The organism is Synechocystis sp. FACHB-908, assembly GCF_014698595.1.
Lineage (GTDB): Bacteria > Cyanobacteriota > Cyanobacteriia > Cyanobacteriales > Microcystaceae > Synechocystis.
In genome coordinates this window covers 60,640-78,530 of sequence record NZ_JACJTH010000008.1, presented here as the reverse complement: position 1 = coordinate 78,530, position 17,891 = coordinate 60,640, and the positions used below count along the sequence as shown (strand labels likewise).

Genomic DNA, 17,891 nt, shown 5'->3' with positions numbered 1-17,891 from the left:
GATTTAATCTAGCTAACAATGGCCAATTGGGAACCAAACTCGGTCTTATTCACTTCAATGCGCTGTTGAAAGGCTTCCCTAAACTGGGGCATGTGGGTGACAGTGAGAATACAAGCAAAATCTGAAGCAATGGCAGTGATGGCAGCCACCAGGCGATCGCAACCGTCCGCATCCTGGGTACCAAAACCTTCATCAATAATTAGTAACTGTAAAGCAGTGCCAGACCGTTGAGCCAATAATTTAGCTAGGGCTAAACGAATGGAAAAATTAATCCGAAAAGCTTCTCCACCAGAATAGGTTTCATAGGGACGGGTACCCTGGGCATCAGCAATGAGAATATCTAGGGTATTAATCATTTTTGGTTTGTTTTTGGTGCTACTTTTACCCTCCTTTTGGGTGACAAATTGGATATGGTGTTGATTCCCGGTTAATCTTGCCAGAATGTAATTGGTTTCTGCTTCTAACTGGGGCAGAATGTTTTCAATAATCATTACCTGAATACCATCTTTGCCAAAGGCTTTACCCAATTCTTGATGAATGCGAAATTGTTTTTTAGCCTGGTCAAATTGCTGTTTTGTTTCTTCATATTCTCCCTGTAAAGTATCAATCTGAATTAATAACTGCTCCAAACCACCTTTTTTTGCCAGCAAATTATCCAGTTGTTGCCTTCTTTGTGCTAATTCTTGCTCCAACAATTTAATTTGTTCCCCATGGTCTGCATACTGGCGAATCTGTTCTTCTAACTGGGCCAATTCTCCTTGTCTTTCCTCTAGGGCGCGCTGGCGATCGCCAATTAGATCTTGGTATTCCTGGCCCCGTTGTATTAGGATTGGTAATTGTTGCCGGGCTTGTTCTAGCTCCTGATGCTTTAACTGCCAAGGTTGTTGACGTCGCAATTCTCCCAATAATTGTTGATGGGTTTCGTTGTTGTAATTCAGTTCGGATATAGCTGTACTCACCTGTTGCCATTGTTGGCGGAGGGGAGAACTGGTGCCCAAACTTTGCAATTGGGAACGCAATGCCAGTAATTTTTGCTCCAAACCAGGGCGATCGCCTGTTAATTGTCGATATTTACTTTGGGCTTCTTTCAACTTAGCTTGGCGAATTTCCCCTTTTCTTAGTTGATCCACCGTAGAGCGGGCCAAAGCATGGGTTTGTTCGTCGTAGGCTAAGTTAGTTAATTCTCGCTCTAGAGCCGCTAATTCTAATTGGAGAGATTCAGCAAAGTTTCCTTCGGTCAAGCTCAATTCTAAGTCAGCAATTTGCTCATTTAACTCCACTAATTGTTCATGGTTTTCTCCACTTTTTTCTAATTCTGCTTCCATTTGTCCATAATGTTGCAACAATTGTTCTAAATTAGTTAAGCCATCGGCAATTTCTTTATATTCATTACGGAGAATAGCTAGCTCTTGATCTGCAAGGGTAATTTGTTCCTTCAGAATCCAAATTTGATTGCGTAGTTCTTGACATTGATGCTCAGTTTTTTCAATCACTTGTTGGTGGTAGTGGCCATCTAAACCCTGTTCACATAGGGGACAAGTTGCCCCAGGAATGCCCAATAAGGTCAGTTTTTGTTCTAATTCCCGTAACTGTTTTTCAAACAATCGTTGATTTTCCTGGAGTCGTTCTTTGAAATGACCCCTTTCCTGGCCTTTTTCTTCCACTCGTTTAAGATAAACCTGTTTATTTTTTAGTTGGAAAATTTCCTCATCCAAAGCCTGAAAAGCCCTTCTTTGCTCAGGAATAGCAGCGATGGCTATCTGTAATTGTTTGGCGATCGCCTGGCGTTGTTCTAGTTGAGCCTGACACTGGGCCCTGGCCCTAGCTAAATCCCCTTGTAGGGCAGAACGTCGTTGTAAAAGGGGCGCAACTTGATGTTGAAGGTTATCAAGCTGGCTTAGTTTTTGTTTGGCAATTTTTAACTTATCTAAGTCCGCTTCAATGTCCTGTTGTTGAGCCAAAATAGGTTGTAACTCGGCCAATTGCTTATCCAGATGTTCCAAACGCAGAAGCTGCTGCTCTGTTTGTCTCGCTAATTCATTTTCTTGACGCTGCAACTGTTGCTCCAAATCCTGTCGTTGCTGTTGCAAATTTTGATATTGCTGAAAAGCTTTAGCTAATTCTGTTTCTTGGCTTTGTAAGGTTTGATAGCGCTGAAAATTAACTTGAATAACTGCTTCTTGCTCTAGGAGTAATTTTAGTTTTTGACATTGCTGATTAATTTCTTCATTTTGGTTTTCTAACCTGGCAATCTCAGTAGTCAATTCCTGACACTGTCGCTGTTGCCATCCGGCTTGCTTTTGCCATTGTTGACGTTGATTTTGACTAGTTTGTAGCTGTTGTAACTGCCATTGTGTCTGTTGTTGTTGGGCTTGCACTTCTGTGATTTCTGCAACTAGTTTGGCTTGATTAGCTACCACATCCGGCCGTTGATTTAAATCCTGCTCTAAGATTTGTAAACGTTCATCGAGAATATTAATTTTACCCTTGGCTTCTTTGGAAATATCTTTGGCCCTAGTTGCCAACATTTCATACTGGTCCAATTTTAATAAATCTGCCAGAATTTGCTTACGTTCACTGGGTTTACGTAGCATAAATTCATCGGCTCTTCCCTGGCGAAGATAGGCGGAATTGACAAAAGTTTCGTAATCTAACTTTAAGGTGTTGGTGATTTTTTCTTGGGTGGCCCTGAGTCCTTTGGCGGAAAGGGTGCGGAAATGATCACCGCTTTTGATCTGAAATTCCGTTACACTACTGCGCCCCCGTTGGCGACTACGAATAATTCGATAGGTTTGGTTATTACTAATAAATTCAAAATCCACTCTCACTTGGTCGGTGCCGTTATGGAGCACATCATCCTCACTTTCAGCCCGACATTTGCCCCAAATTGCCCAAGTGATTGCTTCCAACAAAGACGATTTACCCGCACCGTTAGACCCACAGATACAGGCCGTATGCAGGCCCCGAAAGTTCAGGCTCACATCCTGATAACTGAGGAAATTTTTTAAAATTAATTGTTGGGGCACCATAGTCAATCATCCCCCATTGTCCAACTAAGCAAAAGAACAACTAACCCTAGTACGGCAAAGCGCCCCACCATTGCCCCCTGATTAACCAAGTATTCAGGCAAGCTGATCAACACCTTAGTAAAGATAGCGTTGGTTAACAGAAAAAATACTACTAAAAAAACAAGACTCATGGGCTAATTAGTCAATTAATTATCAAAACTTACCAATTAATATTTGATCCCACAATTTTAACTAACTACATTGAAAAGATAAAGTTTTCAGCTTCGTTTGGTTACGCCCGGCCGCCTTGGCTGCATAGAGGGCCTGGTCAGCAATTTTAATTAAATCACTGGGATGATAATGCAATAGGGGCACGGTGGTCCCAATCCCTAAACTTATGGTGAGGTAACGGCTCGTAGGGGAATCGGCATGGGAAATCTGTGCCTCGGCTAGGCAGTGGTGGATGCGTTGGCCCACGGTGTAAGCCCCTGATTGATCGGTGTAGGGCAAAATCACAATAAATTCCTCACCTCCATAGCGAGCGAGCACATCGGAAGGACGTTTCAATGCATTTTGAATAACTTTAGCCACACTTTGGAGACATTTATCCCCCATCTGATGACCATAGAGATCATTATAGTTTTTGAAATAATCTACGTCGCATAAGATTAAGGAAATTGGAGATTTTTGCCGCAAACATTGTCGCCATTCCTGTTCTAAGTAACTGGTAAAATAGCGACGATTGGGAATTTGGGTTAGTTCATCATAAATGGCTAAATGTTTGAGTCGTTGGTTAACTTGCTCTAGTTGTTGTTTGGCAAATTCCAACTCCATGGTACGCTCCTTCACCCTAATTTCTAGAGTTTGGGAATAGTTTTTGATGGTTTCGTAATATTGAGCAGTACGAATTGCTGCCGCTACTTGGCCGGTGAGGGTGGAAAAAAGATTTAAGTCACTAGAATCAAAGTGCTTGACTTGGTAGTGAGCTAGACCAAGAACGCCAATAATTGAGTTTTGGACAGTCAGAGAATAACAAAGTAAAGAGCGAATTTTAGAGGGTTGATTGAGGTAATCTTGGTCATTTTGAATGTCATCAATTACTTCGACTTGATTAAGCTTTAAAACGCGCTCGACAATTTTTTCAATTGCTTTAAAATTCTGTAATGATTCTTCTGTTTTATACAAAAGTGGAGTTAGGCTATCCTGACTTTGGTCATAAAGATATAAAAATATTTCATCGACACTGATAACTTGACGAATCTCAGCCCTAATTACTTCGATTAGCTCCTGTAGCCCAGTGCAGGTGGCAACAGCATTCGCAAATTGTGAAAGAAAAACTACTTCTTCATACTTTTGTAGGGTATCTTTGGCTAACTGCTTTTTTTCATACTCCGTTTGCACAATGTAACTTAGCATAGCGGCGATCGCCTCGGCGGAATGCTCAGTAAATTCCCCAGTTATGGTCCCCATTAATACTTGGTGGCAATAAATATCAACTTTTGGCTGGGAATCTTGGGCCTTGCCCCAAAGACAGTGACCTCCGATGTCAAAAATAGCAAAGTTTTTCCCCAAGGAATCGCCCAACTGCTGGAGTAGAGTTTTGACTTCCGGCTTTTTAAGTGCTTTTTGCAGGGAAAGATTTTGCATGGAACTCTTGTGTGACAAGCTATCTATCCATCAGCAGATGGTAACCGATGCGCTATGTTTTTTGGGGTTAAAACTAAAAACTTTTATTCTCCTCCAAGTATTATTTTTATTTAAAATTTTCGTTAGTTAGAACCTGTTTATAAAGTCTGATTCTGCCTCCTAAATCCCCCAATGCTGGGGGACTTTGACTTAGTTTCCCCCCAAATTTGGGGGGCCAGGGGGGCTTTTCAAACACGCTCTTAGTAAAGATAAAAATGTTTAAAAAAGGGTTTAAATAATTCAGCAGGGTAGAAAAAAACTGGGATGACAGTTTCCATACCTATTAACTATAGCCTATTCTTTGGAGTCAACCATTTAACCATTGACGGTTAGGGGCACCACCATCAAGTCAATGGAACCCACCATGAACTAATCTTGCCTCCTTGGCGATCGCCAAGGAGGGGTTAGCTGGCCTTTTCTGAGCTACTGCTACTCTCTGGGGTTTTACTTTCTTCTAGTTCTGCCTTAATTTGTACTGACTTTTCCAAATTTTGGGCTTCCCGTTTCAGTTCCGTTTCAAATTCCTTGGAAGCTTCCTGGAATCCCCGCAGAGCTTTGCCCAAACTGCGCCCCACTTCTGGTAATTTTTTAGGGCCAAACACCAATAGGGCAATAACAAAGATTAAACCTAGTTCGGGTAAGCCAATGCCGAAAATATTCATGGGATTGGGTGCTGTTAGGGGATTAGAGGGATAGAAAGATTCGTTTAACCGACTGTAGCAGAGCTTTGTCCCCACAGAAACCCACGGAGATGCTATGGCTCCCATAACCAAGGTCAATGCCATAGCCCTCTAGCCTAGGGCGGTATCCCCCGTCCCCTGAAACATTAACCAAGATAGGAAAAAGTTGCTGATGAAAATGGCCAATAGGGACGTGACCACTGCAGTGGTGGTGGACTCGCCTACTCCCTTGGCCCCCCCAGTGGTGGTTAAGCCCCAACTACAACCAATAATGGCGATGATGACGCCAAATACCAAAGATTTGAACAAACAAGCAAATACATCCCATAGCTGGGTGAAATTTTGCACAGAGTTTAAAAAAATGGTTGGATTAATGGCATAAAGACTGGAGGAAATTACCAATCCTCCCGCCATGCCCACAAACAGAGACAATCCGGTCAAAATCGGTAACATTAATCCACAGGCGATCACCCGGGGAACGACCAAATAATCAATCGGATCTGTCCTGAGCATATACAGAGCATCCAATTGTTCTGTTACCCGCATGGTGCCAATTTCCGCCGCAAAGGCGGACCCCACCCGCCCGGCGATCACCACCGCTGTCAGCACCGGGGCCAATTCCCTAGTTAACGATAGGGATAAAACTCCCCCAATGGTCGTGGTGGCCCCATAGTAAATAAATTCTCTCGCCACTTGAATGGTGAACACCATACCCACAAAACCAGCAGTAATCAAGGCGATCGCCATGGATTCGGGGCCGACCATATTCATTTGCTCCAGGGTATTGCGCCGATTAATGCGCCCTTGCAAAATGTGCAAAAAAACTTGGCCGGTTAAAAAAAAGGCTGCAACCAAACGCTGGAACCAAAGACTGAGGGAGTGGCGAGAGCCTCGATCCGACATACTTCACTGCAATAATTAATGACTGGGACATGTGGGCCCCACTCCAATGTTTCGACACCAAGGCTGGGGGAAATACACTGCCCTGACCCTAGCGACTTTCCACCCGGAACCGTTCCACCGAAGTTAACAGGTCGCGGGAAATGGAGACCAGGGTTTGCAAAGATCCTGCTACCCGTTGAGATTCCTGGGAAGTTTCCTGGGCCGTCAGCTCAATGGACTGCATGACGTTGGACACTGCACCGGAGTTCTCCTGCTGCTTGACGGTATCAGCAGTAATGGAACGCACCAAAGTGTTAATCCGATTAGACACCTCAATAATATCCTCCAGGGCCCGTTTCGACTGTTCCGACTTGTCAGTTACGTCGATTACCTGTTGGATACCTTCTTCCATGGCGGTCATTACGGAGCCGGTTTCACTCTGAATTTGCAAAACGATTTGCTCAATTTCCTTCAACGACTTAGCAGAACGATCCGCCAACTGTCGCACCTCGTCTGCAACGATGGCAAAGCCCCGCCCTGCTTCCCCTGCCCGGGCCGCCTGGATGGAGGCGTTCAAAGCTAACAGGTTAGTCCGGGAGGCAATTTGGGAAATAACCGCCACAATTTTGGAAATTTCCTGGGATGCTTCCGCTAACCGTTTTACCTTGCGGGCAGTTTCCGACACCGTTTCCCGAATTTGCAGAATGCCCCCCACCGTTCTTTCCACCGCTTCCCCACCTTTGAGGGCAGTTAAAGATGAAGTATGGGCCACTTCCTCCGCTTCCCGGGCGTTTTCTGCTACCCGTTCAATGGATTCCGTCATTAACTGAACAGAGTTGAGGGTGACGGCCAATTCCTCCGCCATTCGCAACGCATCGCTGGAGTTATTGCGGGCAAAGGACTCACTGTCTTTACAGTTGTTATTCACCTGCTTGGCGGCATTTTTAACTTGTAACACAATCTCCCGCAGGTTTTGGATAGTTAGGTTAAAGGCATCGGCCACCGCTCCCAGCTCATCCGCCGTTACTTCCGCTTGTACGGTTAAATCTCCCCGGGAAGCTCCCTCTACATCGTCCAGGAGCCGAATTACTTGGCGCTGTAATTTTTCCCGCACTTTTTCGGTGGTAGCAGCCCGTTCCTGGGCTTCACTAGTGGCCGTGAGAATAACTTGGGAAATATAGTTAAACCGTTGGGTCAAAGCCCCCAATTCATCCTCCGATCGCACCTTGGCCCGGACATTGAAATTGCCCTCATAGATGGATTCAAACTGATTTTGCAGGTCGTCGATAATACTCTTAATCTGTTGCATCAGCAATCGATTGATCAGAAAGACTCCGATCGCCGTGGCTATGGCTGTGAGGAAGGCGAGGTTGAGGAGGGATGGTTTGCCCGGTTCTTCCTCTGGGGTCTGGGAAGGGGCCTGGCCCTCTGCGGGGGCACCTTCTGCTGGAGCTTCGGTGGTGGTTTCCCCTGAAGGAGCAGGTACGTCTTTGGGAGTTCCCCCTAAACCCACTATGCTTCCCAATACCAACACCGCGAACCCGGAAAACACACCGGAGGCGATCGCCATGTAAATCTGCTTTCTAAACAGGGAAGCATTGGTGAACCAACCGAGAAAACCCGCATCTACCTCACTGGTGGGCCGGTCATTAAAGGGACTAGTGGCGCTGGATAAATCCCCGGTGGCGGCCCCATCCGGTTTCAACCAAGTGGCCATGCCCGGTGGCGCTGCATTACCTCCATGGACCACCGTATCACCGCCCTGGGTGTCATCGATGCGACCCACCGCACCTATGTCCAAATTAGTGGCTTGGCTAAAGAGGGAAGAATCGGGCAACTCTGGGGCAATATCCGTCAGGTTAAAATCGGACAACTCATCCTCCACCCCTTCCTCAAACGCATCAAAACTCGGTAGGTTATTGCCAGCGCCGTAATCGCCAGAGGTGGGGGTAGGGGCCTGAGCCAAGGCTTCAGGATCATCCAAACCGAGAGCTTCACTCCAGTCGCCCCCGTCCCAAGTTTGATATGGGGGATATTCGGCACCATCTGTCCCGCCAATGCCGGCTGAGGAGACATCCGCCGCTAAATCGGCAAAATCCGCTATCCCTTCACCAAAGGCCGGTGGCACCACAAAAGTAGACTCGCCAGTTTGGGGCATCATGGTCTGTTCATCATCGGAGTCCAGGTCATCGGTGAAAGCTTCCGGACTCCAATCTAGGTTTTCAATTTCGTAACTCCTGGCCCCACTGGTACCAAAGGAAGCAGAGCTGCGGCCAAAGGGATGGTCCATGCCCGGATTAGTGGGGCTGGGGGCCCGGCCCAAAGTGGGCTCGCCGAAATCCTCTTCGGTGAACACTCCTGTTTCCCAGGCCATGGAATTGTCAATGGCATCGATGTCACTTTGCCAATCCTGGTCAAGGGAATCTTTGGCTCCGTTGCCCCTTGGTTCCTCTTCTTGGATTTGCCCTAGGGCCTGGTTAGCGCAGTCAATTAAGTCTTGGCGATCGGAAAACCGAATTACCCCCTGATAAGCCTGGTGGGCTAGGGCGTATTGTTCCAGGCCGACATAGATATGCCCCCGGAGCAACAATACATTAGGATCTTCGGGAAAATCAGCGGCCAATTGTTCAATATGGGAAGAAGCTTCTTGATAATTCCCCTGTCCATAGGCGGCGTAGGCCAACCCATAAAGCTGCGAAAAATTGGTTTCTGTTGCCATTTTGCCGGTTTCCTCAGTCGGTTTTAGGTAGGCCAAGGTGAATAAAAATCCATTGCCTTAGCTGGATATATCAAGTTGCCCAGCGGGCGGATCGGAGTAGCGCCACATGGTCTAGAAGGCGCAAAATTTGGGGAGGAGAGGAGGGGGCATCGTTAGCGGGAATCTGCCACTCTCCCTGGACGTAGGGGGCAATGTGATCCGGCACATCGTTGGCCGGCTGAAGATTGTCCGTGTCCAACCATTCCATATTACCGAGGGAGTCGATTGCCAAACCCAAAAGAGTTTCTTGATCTTCCACCGCAATGACGGGAATTTCCGCCCGGTCGGTGTTGAGATTGGCATTATTCCCCAAAAAACGCCCTAGGTCTGCTACCCAAATGACCTGGCCCCGGAGGTTAATAGTTCCTAACAATAGGGGCGAGGCATTAGGAATGGGGGTAATGCGGTCTGGCTCCTGTTGCATCACTTCTCGAATGGAAACCGCTGGCAGGGCAAACTCTTCCCGGGAGGGCAAATAAAATCTGAGATGAAGTTCCCCTTCCAGGGCCTGCAGTTCCTGAAACGCCGGATCTAATTCCTGTTTGCCATCAACGAAAATATCAGCGGAATTAGAACTAACCATAGATTTCCCCACCTAAAACCCTAAATAACCATAACCCAAGTTTCATAAAACCCCACAATCAATTGCGCAGGAGTTGTTTGATGGTGCCCACCAGTTCCATGGGCTGAAATGGTTTGGCAATGTAGGCGTCGGCTCCCTGACGCATGCCCCAAAAACGGTCAAATTCCTCCCCCTTGGAGGAGCACATAATCACTGGCACATTTTTGGTTTTCGGATCGGATTTGATGCGTCGACAAACCTCATAGCCATTCATGCGGGGCATGACAATATCTAGCACCACTAGGTCCGGACTAAAATTCTGCAATTTTTCCAGGGCCTCCACCCCATCACAGGCGATGGTGACCTGCCAGCCATGGTCTTTGAGGATGCCAGATATCATCTCGCGCTGACTAGAGCTGTCTTCAACCAGCAAAACTGCGTTCATAAAAGTCCTTTCTGCTTGGCACTGCAAACCTGGATCCGAAGCAAATTGGCGAATCCTGCCTGGTTTATTTTCCATCATAGTCGCTCCCTTAACAATTCAGTCAGTATTATTTTTTGTTGGGGAGCCCATTGTTGTTGACAATTTACCGCAAAATTGTCGGTGCTGCGACGGGGGATGGAGATAATGATCAAAAGATCATGATTTTTTACAGTAAGATTCAACTAATGAAATTAGTTCTTTTTGGGTGAAGGGTTTGGTCAGGTAATCCGTCGCCCCTGCCATCCGGGCCAGGAGTCGGTCGAGGTAGGCTTCCTTGCCAGTGAGCATAATGATCGGAATTGCCCTTAGGTGCTGGGCATGGCGGACCATTCGACAAATTTCATAGCCATCCAGGTGGGGCATGGTGATGTCACAAAGGATCAGATCAGGCTGCAAAGTCAATAAGGTGGTCATGGCCTGGAGGGGATCCTGGAGCACCACCACCTCACAGTTGGGGTTTTGATTGGTTAAAAAAAGTTCAATTTGTTTCCCAATGGCATAGTCGTCGTCGAGGCAAACGACTTTATGGATGGTGTGGTCTGTCAAGGTTTCCCAGGCTGAACCGTTCTCACCTTGGGATTCATGGGCCGGAAATATTTCGATCGCCCCTGATTCGATGTAGGGATAAAGGCCATGGGCAATGGCGGGCAAATTTTTTTGTAGGTAGCGGGAGATTTGGCGTAGGGGAATGGCTCCATCGGTCCAACTGCGGAAATGTTGGGCAAATTTGGCCGGTATTTTACTAGCCAATTCCGGATCCTTGGCGATCGCCACCGGTTGGTCGGGGGATTGGATGCGTAGGTATAACTGTTTCCAAGCTTGGATTTGTTGCCCGACGTGGGTTAATAGGGGGGTAATTGCAAAGGAAGTAAGGGGCGGCTCTAGGGCACTTCCCAAGGCAAAAACAAAATTTCCCTGGCGTAAACTCAACACATCAAACAGCACCTCTTGCACCATGCCTAAAACAATGCGGTGGGCTTGGGCGGGGGTGAGAATATTTTTGGAAAGTAATTGCCACAGACAAGCGTATTCGGGAATGTGGTTCAGGGCTAGGCTTTCCAGTTCCATCTCTCCGAGGGGAATAGCAATGTCATGGTGACGAAGATAATCCTGGAGGCGGCGCAAATTGCCACAGTCTTGATCCGCAGCGTAAACCAACTTGCCATCTACAAAAAAGAAAAACCAATAGCCAACTTTGTCTAGCAAAACCCGACCACAACTCTGATGGGGATAGACCTCAACGAAAAGTTGCCCCGTCCGCTGGCCCAATTCAATGAGCCGCAGGATACTCCGGAGATCAATTTCGTTCAGGGTTCCCTGCATGGCGTTTTCACAAGATTGATGTGTATATCTTATCGAACTTGCCGCAAGCTTACTCGCCAACCAAAGCTAGGGTTTTCCCTCTTAGCCTTAACCCACCCACGGGAGAAATTGAGTCAAGCATTTTATTTACCCCACCGCCTTTGCAGAGCTCGAGGCACTTCCCCCGATTAGGGGAGGCTGGGAAGGGTCTTTCTCAAGAGATAGGCCTGACTAAAAGTTTACCCATAGGCCTTAGATCGTGTTTGAAAAGCCCCCCTGGCCCCCCAAGTTTGGGGGGAAACTAAGTCAAAGTCCCCCAGTATTGGGGGATTTAGGGGGCAGAATCAGACTTTATAAACAGGTTCTTAAAACATTTCGTCAATTAAATGTTGATAAGTTTGGGTTACCACTGGTCGTTTGAGCTTCAAGGTTTGGGTCATCATGCCGTTTTCCAGGGAAAATGGTGCTGGGATAAAACGGAAATCCTTAATCTGGTCATCGGCTCGGTAGCCAGGGCGATCGCGCACTTCCCGATGCAACTCCGACCGCATTAACCCCACCACTTGGGGGTCATACAAACCACTAGCCTGCATCCCTTCACTGCTAGCCGACGGTTCCGGCACGGTGATTTGTAAATTTTTCGTCTCTGCCCATTTTTGCAATGCATCGAAGTTGGGCACAATCAAAGCCCCCAAGGATTTTTGATCCTGGCCCACCAGCATAATCTGGTCAATGTAGGCACTGCGTAAACAGGCATCTTCAATGGGTTGGGGTTCCACATTTTCCCCGTTACTGAGCACAATGGTGTCCTTGGCCCGACCGGTGAGAATCAAATCATTTTGGGGCGTTACCCAGCCTAAGTCACCGCTGTCGAACCAGCCTTCCTGGTCTAAAACTTTGGCGGTGGCTTCCGGCTTGTTGTAATAGCCCTGCATCACCTGGGGACCACGGATTAGCACAAGACCTTGGGTTTCGGGGGGCAAATCCTCCTTGGTTTCCATGTCAACAATACGAATTTCTGTGAAAGGAATGGGGCGGCCAGAGGAATAGCGCAAATTATGTTTATGCACCCTGGCATTAGTTACTGGGGCCGTTTCCGTTAAGCCATAGCCCACCAGGACGGGAATGCTGGTGATTTCGTAAAAATCATCTAAATGTCTAGCTAACGCCCCTCCTCCGGAAATGAGAGTTTCCAGTCTGCCCCCAGCGGCCTGGCGTACCTTATGGTAGACAATTTTGTCCCCGAGGTAATGGAGAGGACTAAGCACCAAGGCTTGGCACCGGGCCACCAACCTGGCGATCGCCGAAGCGTGGAGATGGTTCAAGCTCAGGTTATTGGCAATGCGTTTGGCCAAAATATATTTTTGGGAAATGCCGAAAAAGAAATTAATTAGCTTTTGTTGCCCAGGGGACTTTTCCCGGAACGTTTTTTGTACCCCTTCGTAGAGGGATTCCCACAGCCGGGGCACACCGACAATGTGATGGGGTTTAATGTCCTTCACATCCCCCTTGAAATGGCGAATGCTGGTGTAGTTCATCGTGCAGCCCCGGGAAAGAAGAAAATATTCGGCGCTTCTTTCTAGGGAGTGCCAACAGGGCAAAATGCTCAACACCTGATCGCCGGGGCGGGGAATAATCACCGAATCCAATTCCCGTACTTGGTGCAATAAATTACCGTGGCTGAGCATCACCCCTTTGGGTTGTCCTGTGGTGCCGGAGGTGTAGATCAGGGTGGCTAAATCTTCTTCCTGGCGGGGAACGGGAGTGGGGATTTTGCCGGCCCCTAGGGCCATGACCTGGGCAAAGTTATATTGGGGAATGGCGCTGTCCTCTGCCACTTCTTCATCGGTGAGGAGGATGATTAGTTTCAGGTCAATGGTTTCGCCATCTAGGGCCAATTTGCTTAGGGTTTGCCGATTTTCTGCGATTAAAGTACGGCTGTTGCTGTCTTCTAGGATGTAGAGTAATTCCTGGCGCTCTGCTTGGGCAGAACGGACGGCGTTGACGGCTCCAGCCAACATACTGCCTTGATCGGCGATAAACCACCGGGGGCTGTTGTCGGCGAAAATGGCCAGGTGTTGATGGGGGGTAACTCCTAAACTCTGTAGGCCAGCGGCAAAAGCTGTAATTTCTTCCCGCAATTGGGCATAGGTTAAAGTTACGGGGGGATGACTATGGCGATCGTTGAGGGCCACAATATCGGCAAAATTTTCTCCGGTGATAGCCCAGATATCCGCCAGGCAATGGATGGAATGGTAGTTAATTGGCGTAACCATAATCAGATGGAAGGAAGAAGGGAAGAGAGAAAGTTGGATTTTTACGGTTGAAAAAAGGCTATTCCAATGGATTTGAGGTTGATTTTCCCAATTGGGCCCACTCTTGCAGAAATATGTTGACAGTTTATACCCAGTCTGACCAAGCTTTATCCTGGATTGAGCGCCATGGCCACTGTCCACCGGTGTTTGTCTGTGTGTTGGGCTTTACGGAAACTGGTTTAATTCCGGGCATTTCTGCGGCGGGTAAAACCCCCGCTGATCGAAAATTGACGGCGATCGCCGATGCGGAATTTTTAATCAAGGGAACTACGGCAGGGGCAACCTATCCCTTACCTCCCCTCATTTCTGGGGTTTCCCCAGTGTTCATCACCAAAGCGTTGGTGGATGCCCTCCATACTCCGGTTTATTTATTTAACTCTGGTTTACCCATTCCCCCAGCGGTGCCAGTCATCAATCTAGACGGACAACCCGCCCGCTGTCTTTCCACAGGGCAAGCGTTACCGTTGGCCCTGGTGGAGCATCTTTTTCAGCAGGGTTTGCAGTGGGGCGCACAGTTAGCCCAGGAACATGCCGAAAGTTACTTAGTGCTAAGCGAATGCGTGGTGGGGGGCACTACCACAGCCCTGGGGGTACTGCTAGGTCTAGGCATTGACGCTGGGGGCAAAGTGAACAGTAGTCATCCCCATTGCAACCATCAACAAAAATTGGCTTTGGTGCGTCAGAGTCTAGAACATCATTCCCCGCATCTCAATGCCATGGAAGTTGTGGCCGCCGTTGGGGATCCAATGCAAATGGTCGTGGCCGGTATGGCGATCGCCGCTAGTCATAGCACGGGGGTGATGTTAGCCGGGGGAACCCAGATGTTGGCGGTATATGCCCTGATCCAAGCCTTGACTCGACAACAGAATCTAGCAGTGGATTTTTCCCGCCTAGTGGTGGGTACAACCAAATGGGTCTGCGAAGATGCCAGTGGTGATACGGTGGGTCTGGCAAATTTGCTTGCCCCAGTGTCCCTACTAGCTCCGCAACTCAGTTTTTCATCGTCGGTTTATCCTCAACTGCAGGTCTATGAACAGGGCTTTGTCAAAGAAGGGGTGGGGGCCGGGGCCATGGCGATCGCCGCCCACCTTTACAAAAATTGGGGTCAGGAACAGTTGCTAGAGTTAATTGAAAATTTAATTACCCGGGAATTGGGACAGGTCAAGGAAAAAAAACAACAATGACGGTAATTATTGCGGGGGAAAGAAGCGGTGCCGGCAAAACCACCATCACCCTGGCCATGTTGGCCTACCTGGCCCGGCAAAAACTAAGGGTGCAGTCCTTCAAAGTGGGGCCGGACTACATTGACCCCATGTTCCACAGCCAAATTACGGGGCGGCCTTGTCGTAACCTAGACCCCTTTTTAACTTCCGAAGCCTATGTACAAAGGTGTTTCCACTACCACAGCCAAGGCACTCCCTACAGTTTGATTGAAGGGGTAATGGGCTTATTTGACGGGGTGCCCTACCAAGGTTTGACCGATTACAGTTCCACTGCCCACATTGCTCGCTTGCTCAATTTGCCCATCGTTTTTGTGATGGATTGCCAGCGTTTATCCGGTTCCGTTGCCGCCATTGTCCAGGGTTATCGCCATTGGCAACCGGGGGTAAATTTAGTCGGGGTAATTCTTAACCGGGTAGGGGGTGATCGCCATTTAGAATTGCTCAAAATTGCGTTGGAACCCTTGCGTATTCCCATTCTGGGGGTATTTTTTCGTCAGCAGGATTTAACTCTGCCCGATCGCCATTTGGGTTTAGTTCCGTGTGGTGAGTTACCCCAAATTCAGCAATATTTTGACCAGTTAGCCCATGTGGCCGCCCAGCAATTGGATTGGCCCAAACTTCTCCCGCTCTTGGAAACCCCCAGGAATTTGCCCAGTCCTATGAGCTTGTTTGATGTTCCCCAAAAATCTCCCCAAGCCCGGTTGGCGATCGCCCAAGATCAAGCGTTTAACTTTTACTACGCTGATAACCTAGATTTGCTCACCCACTGTGGTTTTGAACTCATTCCCTTTAGCCCCCTAGAAGATACCGAACTTCCGCCGGCGATCGATGGGGTTTACCTTGGTGGTGGCTTTCCCGAACTTTTTGCCGAGCAATTAAGCCAAAATCAAGCCTTAAAAGATCAACTCAAAACCCTAATTCACCAGGGATTGCCCACCTACGGAGAGTGTGGCGGTTTAATGTACCTAAGCCAAAGCCTAACTAACTTTGAGGGACAAATTTTTCCCATGCTGGAAATGTTACCCACCGCCGTCACCATGGGGGGAAAACTCAGTTTGGGATACCGCCAAGCCCAGGTGGTTAATTCCCACAGTTGGTTATGGCAAACAGAATCCCTACGAGGCCATGAATTTCACCGTTCCCAGATGACGAAACTCCCTAACCAAGCTCTCTACCGCCAACGGGGACTACTGGCCATAGACCAAAACACAACGGATGGATGGTGTGTAGGGTCTGTTCAGGCTTCCTATCTCCACCTCCATTGGGGCAGTCAAATTTCCACCGTGGAAAAATTCCGAGCCGCTTGTCTTGCCTTTCAAAAAAAGTTGAGTTACCTTGGGAAGCATCCACCCTTTAAGTCAGTACCGTTAAGGAATACAGGAGGTGATGCCCATGGTAGAGAGTAGTATGTGCCTGGGTCGTTTGGTTGAAGTTAGCCGGCTGTGGGCCGGGGCCGTTCTTTAGAGTAACTATTCCCAAAAATCCGAATTAGCTACGTTTAAAGTTCCTTCCGGCAGTCAGGTTTCAACCAAGCTGACCCCCTAGACCGCTCTCCTAAAATTGCTGCAAGTCAGCGTTTGGGAGAGCGGATAGTTTTTGGGGAAGAAATTAGATTATTGCTGGAGCTTTAGTCAGTGGATTTACGATTCCAGTCGCAGTAATTGCCCATTATTTTGATCAGTTAAAACATAAACATGGCCATCGGGGCCTTGGCGCACATCCCTCACCCTTTGGCCAATAGAAATAGTGGTTTCATCGATAATTTGGTTATTTTCATCGAGCCGTAAATGGCGGATGCCCCTGTCCACTAACCCCCCAGCAAAAATGGTTCCCTGCCACTCTGGATGGCGATCGCCGTTGTAGATGGTTAAACCGGAAGGGGCAATAGCCGGAGTCCAAATCTGGAGAGGATCCACCATGTCAGGGCGGGATGTGGCCGGAGCAACGGGCTGGTCTGTACTGTATTCTTTACTGAAGGACACCACCGGCCAACCGTAGTTTTTTCCTTTTTGAATTAAATTCAGTTCATCACCGCCCCTAGAGCCGTGCTCCGTAGCCCATACCTTTTGGGTAACGGGATCATAGGCCAAGCCCTGGATATTGCGATGGCCGTAGCTCCAAACTTCCGGGGCCGCCTTGGGGTCGTTGCGAAAAGGATTATCGGCAGGCACGGTGCCATCGTCATTGATGCGAATAATTTTCCCAAGGTGACTAGCCCGATTTTGGGCCTGTTGACGGATAAAATCTCCCTCCAATTCCACCGGGGGATTACCGCCGTCGCCAATGGAAACCAAAAGAGTTTCGTCCGGCAACCAAGTTAAGCGGGAGCCAAAGTGCTGACCGCCGGGTTTAGTTTGTCCCACTTCAAAGATGACTTGCCAATCCGTCAGTTTTTCTCCATCAAAAACTGCCCGGGCCACCCTAGTGCGATTGGCCTGTTGGGTGCCGTGGGAGTAGGTGAAATAGACAAAGCGATTTTCTGCAAAACGGGGATGCAAGGCAATATCCAGTAAGCCCCCCTGTTGGGAAGCAAACAGTTGTTGGGCAGAAACCGTGGAAACTGCCACCACCCCGGCGATCGCCTCTGGATCTAAAACGCCATCACGGACAATGCGGAGTCGCCCCGGCCGTTCGGTAATTAAAATGTCGCCATTGGGTAGCCAAGCCATACCCCAGGGATGTTCTAAACCATCGATCACTGGCACTGCTTTAATCTCCGGTTGATTAGCTTGCACAATCTCCACCGAATTGGTCGGCTCAGAAGAAGTTTGATTTCCTGCTGCGGTTCCAAGGTCGGCCTCCGGTAACGTTCCACAGCTTGAGAGGGCAATGCCGCTGGCCAAGGGGAGGGTAAGCTTAAACAGAAATGGGATCAACATAGCGCCAATTGATTGCGTTCCTTTTTACTCCACCTTAAACAATTTCCCCGGTAACGAAGGCGGGTTAGTGGCCAGTTGATTTGGCTAGTGTGATTAGAATGGATTTAAAGTC

General features: G+C 48.2%; 13 protein-coding genes. 2 read left to right on the top strand and 11 right to left on the bottom strand.

What is annotated here, in order from left to right:
- Positions 1-8 precede the first annotated feature (8 nt).
- The 10 genes from sbcC to H6G46_RS02250 form a co-directional block, all read right to left on the bottom strand.
- Positions 9-3,029: an exonuclease subunit SbcC gene (gene sbcC / locus H6G46_RS02295; protein WP_010871660.1), complete on the bottom strand. Its 3,021-nt coding sequence runs from the start codon at positions 3,027-3,029 to the stop codon at positions 9-11.
- Positions 3,030-3,031: 2 nt separating this feature from the next.
- Positions 3,032-3,199 carry a hypothetical protein gene (locus H6G46_RS02290; RefSeq protein ID WP_158299069.1) on the bottom strand — a complete coding sequence of 56 codons (168 nt, stop codon included), beginning with the start codon at positions 3,197-3,199 and terminating at the stop codon, positions 3,032-3,034.
- A gap of 61 nt (positions 3,200-3,260) precedes the next feature.
- Positions 3,261-4,655, bottom strand: coding sequence for a sensor domain-containing diguanylate cyclase (locus tag H6G46_RS02285; protein WP_010871659.1), 1,395 nt, complete (start codon positions 4,653-4,655; stop codon positions 3,261-3,263).
- Between the two features lie 443 nt (positions 4,656-5,098).
- Positions 5,099-5,356, bottom strand: a complete 258-nt coding sequence (locus H6G46_RS02280; RefSeq protein WP_041425909.1) for a TatA/E family twin arginine-targeting protein translocase — start codon at positions 5,354-5,356, stop codon at positions 5,099-5,101.
- 129 nt (positions 5,357-5,485) lie between these two features.
- The gene (locus H6G46_RS02275; RefSeq protein ID WP_010871657.1) at positions 5,486-6,277 is read right to left on the bottom strand and encodes an MlaE family lipid ABC transporter permease subunit; all 792 of its coding nucleotides are present in this window, start codon (positions 6,275-6,277) and stop codon (positions 5,486-5,488) included.
- A gap of 88 nt (positions 6,278-6,365) precedes the next feature.
- Positions 6,366-8,975 (bottom strand): methyl-accepting chemotaxis protein, encoded by a 2,610-nt coding sequence (locus H6G46_RS02270; RefSeq protein WP_010871656.1) that lies wholly within the window; start codon positions 8,973-8,975, stop codon positions 6,366-6,368.
- A 70-nt stretch (positions 8,976-9,045) separates the two neighbouring features.
- The gene (locus H6G46_RS02265; protein ID WP_010871655.1) at positions 9,046-9,609 is read right to left on the bottom strand and encodes a chemotaxis protein CheW; all 564 of its coding nucleotides are present in this window, start codon (positions 9,607-9,609) and stop codon (positions 9,046-9,048) included.
- 46 nt (positions 9,610-9,655) lie between these two features.
- Positions 9,656-10,021: a response regulator gene (locus H6G46_RS02260; protein ID WP_014407071.1), complete on the bottom strand. Its 366-nt coding sequence runs from the start codon at positions 10,019-10,021 to the stop codon at positions 9,656-9,658.
- Positions 10,022-10,216: 195 nt separating this feature from the next.
- The gene (locus H6G46_RS02255; protein ID WP_010871653.1) at positions 10,217-11,383 is read right to left on the bottom strand and encodes a response regulator; all 1,167 of its coding nucleotides are present in this window, start codon (positions 11,381-11,383) and stop codon (positions 10,217-10,219) included.
- A gap of 344 nt (positions 11,384-11,727) precedes the next feature.
- Positions 11,728-13,638, bottom strand: coding sequence for an AMP-binding protein (locus tag H6G46_RS02250; RefSeq protein WP_014407070.1), 1,911 nt, complete (start codon positions 13,636-13,638; stop codon positions 11,728-11,730).
- 113 nt (positions 13,639-13,751) lie between these two features.
- Here H6G46_RS02250 and cobT point away from each other — a divergent pair, with 113 nt between their 5' ends.
- A complete protein-coding gene (cobT, locus tag H6G46_RS02245) occupies positions 13,752-14,861 on the top strand; it encodes a nicotinate mononucleotide-dependent phosphoribosyltransferase CobT (protein ID WP_010871651.1) in 1,110 nt (369 codons plus the stop codon).
- On the top strand, positions 14,858-16,306 hold the full coding sequence (locus H6G46_RS02240) for a cobyrinate a,c-diamide synthase (RefSeq protein WP_010871650.1): 1,449 nt from the start codon (positions 14,858-14,860) through the stop codon (positions 16,304-16,306). Before cobT ends, H6G46_RS02240 begins: the two co-directional genes overlap by 4 nt.
- Positions 16,307-16,540: 234 nt before the next feature.
- Here the strand turns inward: H6G46_RS02240 and H6G46_RS02235 are convergent, their stop codons facing one another.
- A complete protein-coding gene (locus H6G46_RS02235; protein WP_010871649.1) occupies positions 16,541-17,779 on the bottom strand; it encodes a PQQ-dependent sugar dehydrogenase in 1,239 nt (412 codons plus the stop codon).
- Between the last annotated feature and the right edge of the window lie 112 nt (positions 17,780-17,891).